The organism is Sphingobium indicum BiD32 (genome assembly GCF_000382885.1).
GTDB classification, from domain to species: domain Bacteria; phylum Pseudomonadota; class Alphaproteobacteria; order Sphingomonadales; family Sphingomonadaceae; genus Sphingobium; species Sphingobium japonicum_C.
Genome location: NZ_CAVK010000089.1, coordinates 1 through 12,752, shown reverse-complemented (window position 1 = coordinate 12,752; position 12,752 = coordinate 1). Strand labels below are relative to the sequence as shown.

The window sequence follows — 12,752 nt, the reverse complement described above, 5'->3', positions numbered from 1 at the left end:
GTCAGCTGTGTATAAGAGCCAGCCGCCAGAGTCTGTAAAATTTATGGTGGGCAAGGGTGAGGTGACGCTACGCTTTCCACACCTTGTCCACGGCCGCGCAGAAAGCGTCCATTTCCGCCGCCGACCCGACCGACACGCGCGAGACATTGGGCCAGATCGGCCAGCTGCGGCCAATCTGCACATTTTCCGCGAGAAGCGCATCGGACATCGCCTTGGCGGGCTTGCCCCAGTCGATCATGAACATATTGGCGTGGCTGCCGGGAATGACCTTGATCTTCTTCTTGGTCAGGAAGGCGATCGCCTTGTCGCGATTGGCGTTCATCTCCGCGCGGCGCGCCTTGATGAGGTCTGCCTGCGCGACCGACACCGTGCCGCACGCCACGGCGGTCATCGGCAACATGCCGGTCACCTGCCCGCCATCATAGCGCATCATCTTTTCCATCAGCGCGGGCGCGGCGAAGGTCAGCCCCAGCCGCATCCCCGCCATGCCGAACAGCTTTGAGAAGGTACGCAGCACGATCACATCGTCGCGGGCGGCGGCCATGCTGGCGGCGGTGCCGGTCTCGGTCCAGTGGATATAGGCTTCGTCCACCACCAGGATCGCGTCCTTGGGCTTGTTGTCGGCCAGCCATTGTATGTCGGCGATCGGCGTCACCGTGCCGGTCGGATTGTTGGGCGAACAGACATAATAAAGCCCGGCATTGGGATCAGCGGCCAACATCGCCTTGACGTCATGGGCATAATCCTTGGTCAGCGGCACCTTCGTCACTTTCGCGCCCAGCCAGTCGCCGGTCCGCCAGATCGCCTCATAGGTCGGGTCCGCCGTGACGATGCCGCGCGTGGGCGAGGCAAAGGCGATCGCGACGCGGCTCAGCGGATCGGACGATCCGGGCCAGGCGACGATACGGTCGGTGGGAACAGCCTCGACAGCGGCGACGGCGTCGAACAATTTCTGATGCTCATTGTCCGGCTCGTAGCGATTGCCCTCGGTCACCAGCTTGAACGCGGCTTCGGCAGCGACCGGGAAAGGGCCGGTCCAGCATTCATTCGCGCCGATTCGTACCGCACCCGCGACCGGCTTGGCCGCCTGCTGCGCTACGGCGCTTGTCGCGCGGATCGCCGCTGCGCCTGCGCCCAGCAGCGCGGTTGCCTTGGCCAGTTGCCGCCGCGAATAACCCCGGTCCAGCAGATCGCGTTCAAACGCCGTTTCACCCAATGTCGCCATGGTCCATTCTCCCTGAAAGCCGACTTTCTTCTCTTAGACGATTGTACAGAATGTTTCCGCCATGCAAATGACCTCTGCTTAACAATCACCCTGCATGAATCGCCTTGGAAAGCAGGCCGCCGATCTGATAGCGCAGGTACCATGCCCAGCACCCCCGCCGCCGCCGCCCGCCAGATCCTCACCCGCCTTCAGGAAGTGATGGCATCGCGCACCAGCGCGCAGGCCAAATTGAACAAGGTGGTGGAGATTATCGGCCAATCGCTGTCGAGCGAGGTCTGCTCCATCTATCTGGTCCGCGAAGGCGTGCTGGAACTGTTCGCGACCCGTGGCCTGAAGCAGGAGGCCGTCCATGTCACCCGCATGGCGATGGGGGAGGGGCTGGTCGGCCTGATCGCCACCAATGTCGAAACGCTGAACCTGGACGAGGCAGCGTCCCACCCCGACTATAGCTATCGCCCCGAAACCGGCGAGGAATTGTTCCACAGCTTTGCGGGCGTGCCCATCGTGCGGCGCGAACGGTCGATCGGTGTCCTGTGCGTGCAACATGCCGAACCACGCAAATATGAAGAAGTGGAGATAGAGGCGCTCCAGACCGTCGCGATGGTGATGGCGGAACTGATCGCCAACGCTGAACTCGCCGATGACGGGCCAAGCGACCAGCGCGTGACCGACACTGGCACGACAATGCTGCACGGGCTGCAACTCGTGATGGGCATGGCGCGCGGCCATGCGGTATTCCACCAGCCGCGCGTCCATATCGAACATACGGTCGCGGAGGATACGGAGGCCGAGCGCCAGCGCGTCATTTCCGCCTTCGCCAAGATGCGCGAACAGATCGACCGGATGACCGGGGCGGCCGAATTCGGCATGGAGGGTGAGCATCAGGAGGTTTTGGAAACCTACAAGATGTTTGCCTATGACGAAGGCTGGACCCGGCGGATCAACGAAGCGATCGACAGTGGCCTGACCGCCGAAGCGGCGATCGAGCGCGTGCAGCAGCGCACCCGGATGCGGATGCGCCAGATTGACGATCCGCTGCTGTCCGACCGGATGCACGATCTGGAGGATCTGGCCAACCGGCTGTTGCGGATCGTGTCGGGGCAATTGGGCACGGCGGCGCAGATGGGCCTGCGACAGGATGCGATCCTGATCGCGCGCAATCTTGGCCCCGCCGAATTGCTGGAATATGATCGCCGTCGCTTGAAGGGCGTGATCCTGGAGGAAGGATCGCTGACCGCCCATGTCACCATCGTCGCGCGCGCCATGGGCGTGCCGGTGCTGGGCCGTGTCCGCGACATCCGCCATCTGGTGAATGAGGGCGACCTCATCCAGATGGACGTCAACGCCAATCTGCTGCTGCTCCGCCCGACCGCCGACATGGAAGAGGCGTTCGACAACAAGCTGCATGTGACGCAAAAGCGTCGCGCCGAATTCGTCGCGATGCGCGACCTGCCCTCGGTCACGGCCGACGGGCAGCGCGTGGAATTGATGGTCAATGCGGGCCTGCGTGAGGATGCGCAGGCGCTCGACATGGTCGGGGCCGACGGCATCGGCCTGTTCCGCACCGAATTCCAGTTTCTGGTGTCGGCGACCCTGCCACAGCGCGAAAAGCAGCAGCGTCTCTACAAGGATGTGCTGGACGCGGCGGGGGATCGCCCGGTCATCTTCCGCACCGTCGATATCGGCGGTGACAAGGCGCTGCCCTATATGCAGCGTGAAGATGAGGAACTGGAGGATAATCCGGCGATGGGCTGGCGCGCGCTGCGGCTGGCGCTCGACCGCGACGGGTTGATGAAGGCGCAGGCGCGCGCCCTGCTGGAGGCAAGCGCGGGCAAGGTGCTGCATGTCATGTTCCCGATGGTGTCGGAGCCATGGGAATATGAGGAAGCGCGCGCGCTGGTCGAACATCAGCGCTTATGGTTGCAGGAGCGCAAGAAGAAGCTGCCGATTGCGGTCAAATATGGCGCGATGCTGGAAGTGCCGGCGCTCGCCGAGGTACTGGACATATTGCTGCCCAGGCTGGATTTCCTGTCGATCGGCACCAATGACCTGACCCAGTTCCTGTTCGCGGCCGACCGTGCCCATCCGCGCCTGGCCGAACGCTATGACTGGCTGAGTATCGCGATCCTGCGCTTTCTCGACCGGGTGGTGCGGACCTGCCGCGACTATCAGGTGCCGGTCGGTGTCTGCGGCGAAATGGGCGGGCGCACGCTCGAAGCCATGGCGCTGGTTGGCCTTGGTATTCGCCGTCTGTCGATCACCCCGGCCTCGGTGGGGCCAGTCAAGGCCATGATCCGCGCGATCGATGCGACGGAGTTACACGCGCTGATGCGCGAATTGCTGGACGGCGGCGCGCGCGACATCCGGCCGCGACTGACCAGGTGGGCGGTTGAACGGAACATCGAACTGGGGTGAGGTGAGCCGCAAGGGCGCGGCGCGCCGTTGACAATCCCCGTCCCACAGTGAGACAAGACCGACCATCGAAGGTCGCGGAGCAGCATGGCAGACGAAACAGAATTGGACACCGGTGCGGACAACGCTCCGGAAATGCAGCCCGACACCCCCGGCGCGAAATTGCGTGCCGCGCGGGAGGCGTTGGGGCTGTCGCTGGCGGAGGTCGCCACCCGCACGCGCATTGCGCTGCGGCAGCTGGAAGCGGTCGAGCGCGACGATTATGCCGCCCTGCCGGGTATCCCCTATGCGGTCGGTTTCGCCCGCGCCTATGCCCGCGCGGTCGATCTGGACGAGGTGGCGATTGCCGCCGAAGTGCGCCAGGCGGTGCATAGCAGCGACATGGGTGCCAATCGCTACGAAGCGTTCGAGCCGGTCGATCCCGCCCGCGTGCCGTCGCGCACGCTGGCCTGGACCGCGGCCATCATCGTCATCGTCCTGATCGCGGGTTACACGCTCTGGCGCTCGCAATCGCTGACGCCGCCGACCGGCGAGGAAATCGCCCAGCAACAGGCAAAGGCCACCGCCCCTGCCGCCTCCAGCGCTGCGCGCGTCGCGCCAGCCGCGCAGCCGGTCGTCTTTACCGCAACCGACGATGTCTGGCTGCGTATCTATGACGAGGCTGGCGAACGGCTGAAGGACGGCCTGCTCAAGAAGGGCGAAGTTTTCACTCTGCCTGCGGGCGCGCGTAACCCGATGATCCTGACGGGGCGGCCGCAATCGCTCAGCGTTACCGTCGGGGGCAAGGTCGTGGCGCCACTGGGCGCGCCGGATCGGACGATCGCCGACGTGCCGGTCAGTGCCGAGGCACTGCTGGCGCGCGGGACAGCCGCTGCTGCTCCGGTGGCCCCGGTATCCTCTGCAACGCCGTCGCCCCGTCCTGCGCAGCGTCGGGCGATGCCGCGTCAAACCGCGTCTCCGTCAGCTGGCGAAGTGGCACCCGCCGCAGCGCCTGCATCCGCGCCGGCCGCACCCGCGCCTGCTCCATCGGGCGATGACACGGGCGGCTGAGCCTGGGTTCCGGCGCTGGCGGGGCGAAACGTCGCGCTTTACCGCGCGAAATAACGCCTTATGGTTAAGGCGATAGAGTTAGTCGGGGAATATCATGCGTTACGCCTTTTTCGCGACCTCCTGCCTGGCATGGAGCGCGCCGCTTCTGCTGATGATCGCGCCTTCCGCCATCGCGCAAAACGCGCCGGTCGAGATGCGGGTCGACCGGCTGGAAAAGGAAATGAAGGCAGTCCAGCGCAAGGTGTTTCCGGCCGGTGCGCCTATCGAAGCGCAGATTGTCCGCCCCGCCGCCCCGACCATTGCGCCCGGCTCGCCATCCTCTTCGCCCATATCGGACCTGACCGCGCGCGTTGGCGCTCTGGAATCGCAGCTGGCGTCGGTTACCGGCCAGGTCGAGGAAAACAGCTTCAAGCTCAAGCAGCTGGAAGACGCTTTCAACAAATATAAGGCCGAAATCGAAGGTCGCCTGCTCCAGCCGGAAACCCCGCCAGCGGTGACGCCCACGGCTGTGGCGCCGGACGCGGCGGCCCCCGCGCCGGTTGCCGCCAAGCCTGTGGCCTCCAAGCCCGCGCCCGCAGCCCCGGTCGTGAGCGAGGCTCGCAAAACTGCCGTCGCCGCGATCGAGCGGCCCGATACGGGCGACGCGGCGATGGATGCCTACAGCTATGGCTTTCGTCTTTGGGACGCGAAATATTATCCCGAAGCGCAGGCACAGCTCAAGGCTACGGTCGACAAATATGGCACATCGTCGGTCGCCAGCCGGGCGCAGAATCTGCTCGGCCGCGCTTATCTGGACGAGGGCAAGCCTGCTTTGGCCTCGGTCGCCTTTTACGAAAATTACCAGAAGCGCCCACGCGGCGACCGCGCGCCCGACAGTCTCGCTTATCTGGGCGAAGCGCTGATCCAGCTCAAAAAGCCCGCCGACGCCTGCAAAGTCTATGCAGAGCTGGAGCAGGTCTATGGGACGAGCCTGTCCGCCAGCCTGCGCGGCATGATGGACAAGGGCCGCACCAGGGCGAAGTGCAGCTGACGAGCCTTCGCGCGGCGCTGCAAGCCCGGCTGATCGCGGCGACACAGGCGCTGGTGGGCGATGACCCGGCGGCGCGCTTTGGTGTCGCGGTGTCGGGCGGGCCGGACAGTATGGCGCTGCTCTATCTGGCCGCACAGTCCTTTGCCGGACGGGTGGCGGCGGTGACCATCGACCATGGCCTGCGCCCCGCCTCCGCCGACGAAGCGGCAATGGTCGCGCGCTGGTGCGCGGGGCAGGGGGTTGCCCACCATGTCGCGACGCCCGACATGCCGCCCACCGGTAACATCCAGTCTTGGGCGCGGACGCAGCGTTATGCGCTGATCGAACAATGGCGCCTTACGCAGGGCATCGACTGGGTCATGACCGCCCATCATGCCGACGATCAGCTTGAAACCCTGCTGATGCGGCTCAACCGGGGGTCGGGGGTTGGCGGCCTGGCCGGGGTGCGGGGCCGATCCGGCACCGTCATCCGCCCGCTGCTCGGCGTGCGCAAGGCCGCGCTGCAGCAACTGGTGGATGATGAAGAGCTGCCGCATGTTCATGATCCCTCCAATGCCGACCCACGGTTCGACCGGGCGGCGCTCCGCGCGGCGCTGGCGGGGGCGGACTGGCTGAACCCGGAAGCGGCAGCCCGCAGCGCAGCGGCATTGGCCGAGGCAGAGGCTGCGCTGGACTGGAGCGTTGCCGAATTGGCGGCGCGGCATGTCGAATGTGACGGCAGGCAGTGGCGTCTCGATCGCACCGACTTGCCGCGCGAATATATGCGCCGTCTGATCCTCCACATGCTGCGCGCCGCAGCGCCCGATGCAGCCTTGCCGCGGGGCGATGCGCTGGACCGTGCGATCGGTGCGGCGCAGGCAGGGGGGCGAGCGAATCTGGGTAACTGGCTGCTGCGGGGTGGATCGGTCTGGACGCTACGTCGCGCACCGCCGCGCGTGAATTCCAGAAAAGTTCCGCAACCCGACGCATGAACCCAACGGACTGCCGTTTTTGTGCGCCGCAACAGTCTTTCCTTAATGCCGCCCATGCGTCATCCTGCATATGAATAAGCGGAGATTTGCAACGATGGTGGAATTTGCGGCCTTGACCTACGGCCTTTTGGCCAGTGTCATCCTTTCGGCAGCGCAACGTAACCATAAGCTGGCCCGGCCGCACCCGCCGCTGTTGCTTTATCTGGGCTATCTTCTTTGCGGCCTTTCTGCGGGGCTGGCGCTGGTGCTGGCCTATCTCGTCATTGTCCAACTCACCGTCGGTTAATCCTTGCCATATAGGGTTGGTCCCAAGCTTGCGCTTTGCCCTACGCGCCCTATCTTGGCCGGTGAAAGAGAGTGATGATGAACGACGAGAAAGACCCGCAGGGCAATCCCTGGATCAAGAGCGCGATGATTTGGGCAGGTGTGATTGTCGCCCTGTTGCTGTTCGTGTCCATGTTCGACAGCCGTTCCGCCTCGACCGCCGGGACTGGCATCGCCTATTCCGAATTCCGCTCGAAAGTGCAGGAAGGGCAGGTCAAGGACGTCGCCATCGCGCCCAACAAGATTTCAGGTACGCTGGCCAGCGGCCAGAAGTTCAGCACCGTTCCTGTCAACGATCCTGGCCTCACCGGTCTGCTTGACGACTATAATGTCAAATATTCAGGGCAGGCCGAGGAACAGCCGAGCTTCTGGATGATCCTCATCTATCAGTCGCTCCCCTTCCTGCTGATCCTCGGCATTGCCTTCTTCGTGCTGCGCCAGATGCAGAAGGGCGGCGGCGCAGGTGGCGCGATGGGCTTTGGCAAGTCGAAGGCCAAGCTGCTGACCGAAAAGCACGGCAAGGTCACTTTCGATGACGTGGCCGGCATCGACGAAGCGCGCGAGGAATTGCAGGAAATTGTCGAGTTCCTCAAGAACCCGACCAAATTTGCCCGTCTGGGTGGCAAAATTCCCAAGGGCGCGCTGCTGGTCGGCTCGCCCGGCACCGGCAAGACGCTGCTGGCCCGCGCGATCGCAGGCGAAGCGGGCGTGCCCTTCTTCACCATCTCCGGCTCCGACTTTGTCGAAATGTTCGTCGGCGTCGGTGCCAGCCGCGTGCGCGACATGTTCGAGCAGGCGAAGAAGAACGCGCCCTGCATCGTTTTCATCGATGAAATCGACGCGGTTGGCCGCCATCGTGGCGCAGGCCTTGGCAATGGCAATGACGAGCGTGAGCAGACGCTCAACCAGCTGCTGGTCGAGATGGACGGTTTCGAGGCCAATGAGGGCATCATCATCGTCGCGGCGACCAATCGTCCCGATGTGCTCGACCCCGCCTTGCTGCGTCCGGGCCGCTTCGACCGTCAGGTTGTGGTGCCGCGTCCCGATATTGAAGGCCGCGAAAAGATCCTGGCCGTCCATATGAAGAAGGTGCCGCTGGCCCCGGACGTCGAACCACGGACTATCGCGCGCGGCACGCCCGGCTTTTCCGGCGCGGATCTTGCCAACCTTGTCAACGAAGCGGCGCTGATGGCGGCGCGACGGGGCAAGCGGCTGGTTGCGATGGACGAGTTTGAAGCAGCCAAGGACAAGGTGATGATGGGCGCGGAACGGCGCTCCATGGTCATGACCGACGATGAAAAGAAGATGACCGCCTATCATGAGGCGGGCCATGCCATCGTTTCGGTACATGAGGCCGCGTCCGACCCGATCCACAAGGCAACGATCATCCCGCGCGGCCGCGCATTGGGCATGGTCATGCGCCTGCCCGAACGCGACAGCTACAGCTATCACCGCGACAAGATGCACGCGAACATGGCCGTGGCCATGGGTGGCCGTGTCGCCGAAGAGATCATCTTCGGCTATGACAAGGTATCGAGCGGCGCATCGGGCGACATTCAATATGCCACCAAGCTGGCGCGCGACATGGTCACCCAATGGGGCATGTCCGACAAGCTGGGTCCGCTGCAATATGAAGAGCAGCAGGGCGAAACCTTCCTTGGCTATTCGCAGAGCGCGCGCGTCCATATGTCGGACGAGACCGCCAAGCTGATCGACAAGGAAATTCGCGGGCTGGTCGAGCAGGGCTATAACCGGGCCAAGGAATTGCTGACCGGTCATGAGGACCAGTTGCACCTGCTGGCCAACGCCATGCTCGAATATGAAACGCTGAGCGGCGACGAGATCAAGGCGTTGCTGGAAAAGGGTGAAATCACCCGCGACGACGGCACGACGATCAAGCCGTCGGTCATTCCGGCGGCCGGTTCCTCCATCCCGCGCGCGGGCAAGCGCAAGGGACCGTTCGGCAACCCATCGCCCGCCGGCGCCTGATCGGCCAAGCTATAAAAGGGCGCGCGACCATGCGGTTGCGCGCCCTTTTTCATGCCCCCGCTACCAGCGCAATAAAATGCCCCAAAGGGACTGGCCGTCCGCGCCCATAGTGGTTACATGGGCCGCCACAAATCCCCCGGAACCAGCCCGCGGTTCCGCATCAGAAAGTGGCATTTTCCATGGATATCCGCCTCGGCCTCACCTTTGACGACGTGCTGTTGCAGCCCGGCGAATCCGACGTGCTGCCCAGTCAGGCGGACACGTCCACCTTCGTTACCCGCGAAATAAAGCTGAACATCCCGATCCTGTCGTCGGCGATGGATACGGTGACGGAAGCCGACATGGCGATCGTCATGGCGCAGCTGGGTGGCATTGGCGTACTGCACCGGAACATGACGGTGGAGGAGCAGGCCGACGCGGTACGCGCGGTCAAGCGGTTCGAGAGCGGCATGGTCGTCAACCCCATCACCATCCTGCCCAGCGCCACGCTGGCCGACGCGCAGATGCTGATGAAGAAGCACCGGATCAGCGGCATTCCGGTGGTGGAAGAATCGGGCAAGCTGGTCGGCATATTGACCCACCGCGACACCCGCTTTGCCGAAAATCCGGCCCAGCCGGTCAGCGAACTGATGACGAAGGATAATCTGGCCGTTGTCCCCGCAGGCGTCAGTCAGGACGAAGCCAAGCGGCTGCTGCACCAGCGCCGGATCGAAAAGCTGCTGGTGGTGGACGATGCCTATCGTTGCGTCGGCCTGATCACGGTCAAGGACATGGAAAAAGCGGTCAACTACCCGCAAGCGACCAAGGACGGCACCGGCCGTCTGCGCGTGGCGGCGGCGACCACGGTGGGCGACAAGGGGCTGGAGCGCAGCGAGGCGCTGATCGACGCGGAATGTGACCTGATCGTCATCGACACCGCCCATGGCCACAGCAAGCAGGTCTCCGCCGCCGTCGAAGCGGTCAAGCGGCTGTCCAACCATGTCCAGGTCGTCGCCGGCAATGTCGCCACCGCCGAAGCGACCCGCGCGCTGATCGGCGCGGGGGCGGATTGCGTGAAGGTCGGCATCGGGCCGGGGTCGATCTGCACCACCCGCGTGGTTGCGGGCGTCGGCGTGCCACAGCTGACCGCGATCATGGATTCAGCCGAAGCCGCCGCCAAGCTGGGCGTGCCGGTGATTGCCGATGGCGGGCTGCGGACATCGGGCGACGTGGCCAAGGCGCTGGCGGCGGGCGCTGGTTGCGTCATGGTCGGATCGCTGCTGGCCGGGACCGCCGAAGCACCGGGCGAAACCTTCCTCTATCAGGGCCGCGCCTATAAAAGCTATCGCGGCATGGGCAGCGTCGGCGCGATGGCACGCGGCAGCGCCGACCGTTATTTCCAGGCGGATATCAAGGACCAGATGAAGCTGGTGCCCGAAGGCATTGAAGGCCAGGTGCCGTTCAAGGGACCGGCCAAGGACGTCATCCATCAGCTCGTCGGCGGCGTGAAGGCGGCGATGGGCTATACTGGCAGCCGCACCATCCCCGACCTCCAGGAACGCGCCCGCTTCGTGCAGATCACCAATGCCGGCCTGTCCGAAAGCCATGTCCATGATGTCACCATCACGCGGGAAGCGCCCAATTATCCGACGCGCTGATAATATTCCCCTTCCGCTTGCGGGAGGGGTTAGGGGAGGGCGTGTGCTGATCGTCGATTACTGCGACATGCCCTCCCCCAACCCCTCCCTAAAGGGAGGGGAGTCATGACCCCCGCCGCCCGCATCCAGGCTGCGATCGAGCTGCTCGACGCCATCATCGCGTCGGCGCGGGATGGTGGGCCTGCTGCCGACACGCTGATCGCGCGCTATTTCAAGGAGCGGCGCTATGCCGGGTCGCGCGACAGGCGGGCGGTGCGTGACCATGTTTATGACGCGATCCGCCGCGCAGGCGAGCGGCCTGATACCGGGCGCGAAGCGATGATCGGGCTGGCGCAGGAGCGGCCCGATCTGGCCGCGTTGTTCGACGGGTCGGCGCATGCGCCGATGCCGATTGAACCGGGTGAGGTGGGTGCCAGCGCCGGGGCGATGCCGGCATGGCTCGCGCCGCTGCTGGCGGCGCCGGTCGAGCAAAATGCCCTGCTGGGCCGCGCGCCAGTCGATCTGCGGGTGAACCGTCTCAAAGCAAGGCCTGCCACCGTCGCGCCGCACCTGCCCGATGCGCAGCCGATCCCCGGATTGCCCGATGGCCTGCGCCTGCCCGAAGGCTTCCCGGTCGAGCAGACCGACCCATGGAAACAGGGGCTGGTCGAAGTGCAGGATGGTGGCAGCCAGATGATCGCGCTGGCCTGCGCCGCTGCGCCCGGCATGACCGTCGTTGATCTATGCGCGGGCGCGGGTGGCAAGACGCTGGCGCTGGCCGCTGCGATGGCGGGGCAGGGCACGCTGATCGCCGCCGATACGATCCGCGCGCGGCTGGCGCGGCTCAGCCCGCGGGCTGAGCGGGCGGGGGCGACCTTCATCGAAACGCTGCTGATCGATCAGGGGCATGAGGGGCGGGGGCTGGACAGCCTGAAGGCCCAAGCCGACGTCGTGCTGGTCGATGCGCCCTGTTCGGGCACCGGCACCTGGCGGCGCAACCCGGAGGCGCGCTGGCGGCTGACGCAGGCGCGACTGGACCGGCTGGTCGCGGAACAGGCGCGCATCCTGGATTTCGCCGCGCCCTTGCTGGCCCCTGGCGGCGCGCTGGTCTATGCTACCTGCGCGCTGACGGATCAGGAGGGACGCGATCAGGTGGACGGCTTTCTGGCCCGGCATGACGGATGGATGGCGGAAACGATCGATATGCCGCTGGGCCGCGCCCATGGCGCTGGCTGGCTGCTGACGCCGGGTCATGATGGCACCGACGGTTTCTTCTTCGCACGCCTGCGCCGGTCGGCCTGAAAGTGGCGGCGTGAAACAGGCCATGGACAAGCGCCCGCAAAATCGCGACACTTGGACCAAATCAGCGCCTGAAACATGGCTGGAGATACTCATGCGTTTTACCCCTGCCTCGATCGCGCTAGCCGCTGTCCTGACCACCGTGTCCAGCGTCGGCCTGACCCAGCGTCCCGACGCGCAGATCGAGCCGCGTTCGATCGAATGGCAGAAGGCGGGAGCCGCGGCTTTTGCGGCGGGCAATCTGAGCGGCGCGACCGATGCGCTGGAAAGCGCGCTGGCACTCGATCCGCGTAACCGCGCTGCCTATGTCGAACTGGCGCAGGTCGCCCGCGCACAGGGGCTTCAGGGCAAGGCGATCCGGCTTTACAAGGAAGCGCTGATGCTCGACCCGACCGATCTGACCGCGCTGGCGGGGCAGGGGGAAGCGATGGTGGAGAAGGGCGCGCTGGCCAAGGCCAAGGAGGTGCTGGCCAGGGCACAGACGCTGTGCAAGGCTGATTGCGCGCCCGTTGGCAAGCTTGCCGCCGCGATCCAGAAAGGCCCGCCTGCCGTGGCGCTGACCGCCAAGGATGCCGTGCCGACTGCCCCCAAGACCGCGCCGACCGAGACGCCGTAAATAGGATTTGCCGCGCTTAACTTCGCACATTTCCCGGCAAATGCGACATTTTCTTATCGGGTTGTGATATATTGTTATGCATGCCGTTTTGGGTATCGACGGTGAGAAAGAGCCTGCGCGCGCAATATAACATGGCGGGCGGCGTGTAGGACAGCAGCCCTCCCATGCGTCTGGTGCGTGGTGGTTTCAGGTAGAATCATCCACCTCCGTTCGTTTCGAG

Annotated in this window: 10 protein-coding genes; 9 read left to right on the top strand and 1 reads right to left on the bottom strand. The window is 64.8% G+C overall.

All coding sequences use genetic code 11. The features are described 5' to 3' along the window. Positions 1 to 67 precede the first annotated feature (67 nt). Positions 68 to 1,225, bottom strand: coding sequence for a pyridoxal phosphate-dependent aminotransferase (locus tag EBBID32_RS09725; protein WP_006954937.1), 1,158 nt, complete (start codon positions 1,223 to 1,225; stop codon positions 68 to 70). 141 nt (positions 1,226 to 1,366) lie between these two features. Between EBBID32_RS09725 and ptsP the strand changes: the two genes are divergently transcribed. The 9 genes from ptsP (at position 1,367) to EBBID32_RS09680 (ending at position 12,532) form a co-directional block, all read left to right on the top strand. Continuing rightward, positions 1,367 to 3,640: a phosphoenolpyruvate--protein phosphotransferase gene (gene ptsP / locus EBBID32_RS09720; protein ID WP_006954936.1), complete on the top strand. Its 2,274-nt coding sequence runs from the start codon at positions 1,367 to 1,369 to the stop codon at positions 3,638 to 3,640. Positions 3,641 to 3,724: 84 nt separating this feature from the next. Further along, positions 3,725 to 4,687, top strand: a complete 963-nt coding sequence (locus EBBID32_RS09715; RefSeq protein ID WP_006954934.1) for a helix-turn-helix domain-containing protein — start codon at positions 3,725 to 3,727, stop codon at positions 4,685 to 4,687. Positions 4,688 to 4,781: 94 nt separating this feature from the next. After that, complete coding sequence (locus EBBID32_RS09710) at positions 4,782 to 5,717, top strand: hypothetical protein (RefSeq protein ID WP_006954933.1); 936 nt, start codon at positions 4,782 to 4,784, stop codon at positions 5,715 to 5,717. Next, complete coding sequence (gene tilS, locus EBBID32_RS09705; protein ID WP_006954930.1) at positions 5,708 to 6,688, top strand: tRNA lysidine(34) synthetase TilS; 981 nt, start codon at positions 5,708 to 5,710, stop codon at positions 6,686 to 6,688. The genes EBBID32_RS09710 and tilS overlap by 10 nt, the downstream gene beginning before the upstream one ends. 94 nt (positions 6,689 to 6,782) lie before the next feature. Next, positions 6,783 to 6,974 (top strand): hypothetical protein, encoded by a 192-nt coding sequence (locus EBBID32_RS09700; RefSeq protein ID WP_006954928.1) that lies wholly within the window; start codon positions 6,783 to 6,785, stop codon positions 6,972 to 6,974. Between the two features lie 77 nt (positions 6,975 to 7,051). Then, positions 7,052 to 9,001 carry an ATP-dependent zinc metalloprotease FtsH gene (gene ftsH, locus EBBID32_RS09695; protein ID WP_037490033.1) on the top strand — a complete coding sequence of 650 codons (1,950 nt, stop codon included), beginning with the start codon at positions 7,052 to 7,054 and terminating at the stop codon, positions 8,999 to 9,001. A 179-nt stretch (positions 9,002 to 9,180) separates the two neighbouring features. Beyond that, positions 9,181 to 10,638, top strand: coding sequence for an IMP dehydrogenase (guaB, locus tag EBBID32_RS09690; protein WP_006954923.1), 1,458 nt, complete (start codon positions 9,181 to 9,183; stop codon positions 10,636 to 10,638). Positions 10,639 to 10,743: 105 nt separating this feature from the next. Continuing rightward, entirely contained in the window at positions 10,744 to 11,919 is a 1,176-nt protein-coding gene (locus EBBID32_RS09685) for an RsmB/NOP family class I SAM-dependent RNA methyltransferase (RefSeq protein WP_006954920.1), read from the top strand. A 91-nt stretch (positions 11,920 to 12,010) separates the two neighbouring features. After that, the gene (locus EBBID32_RS09680; RefSeq protein WP_037490034.1) at positions 12,011 to 12,532 is read left to right on the top strand and encodes a tetratricopeptide repeat protein; all 522 of its coding nucleotides are present in this window, start codon (positions 12,011 to 12,013) and stop codon (positions 12,530 to 12,532) included. The last annotated feature ends 220 nt before the right edge of the window (positions 12,533 to 12,752 follow it).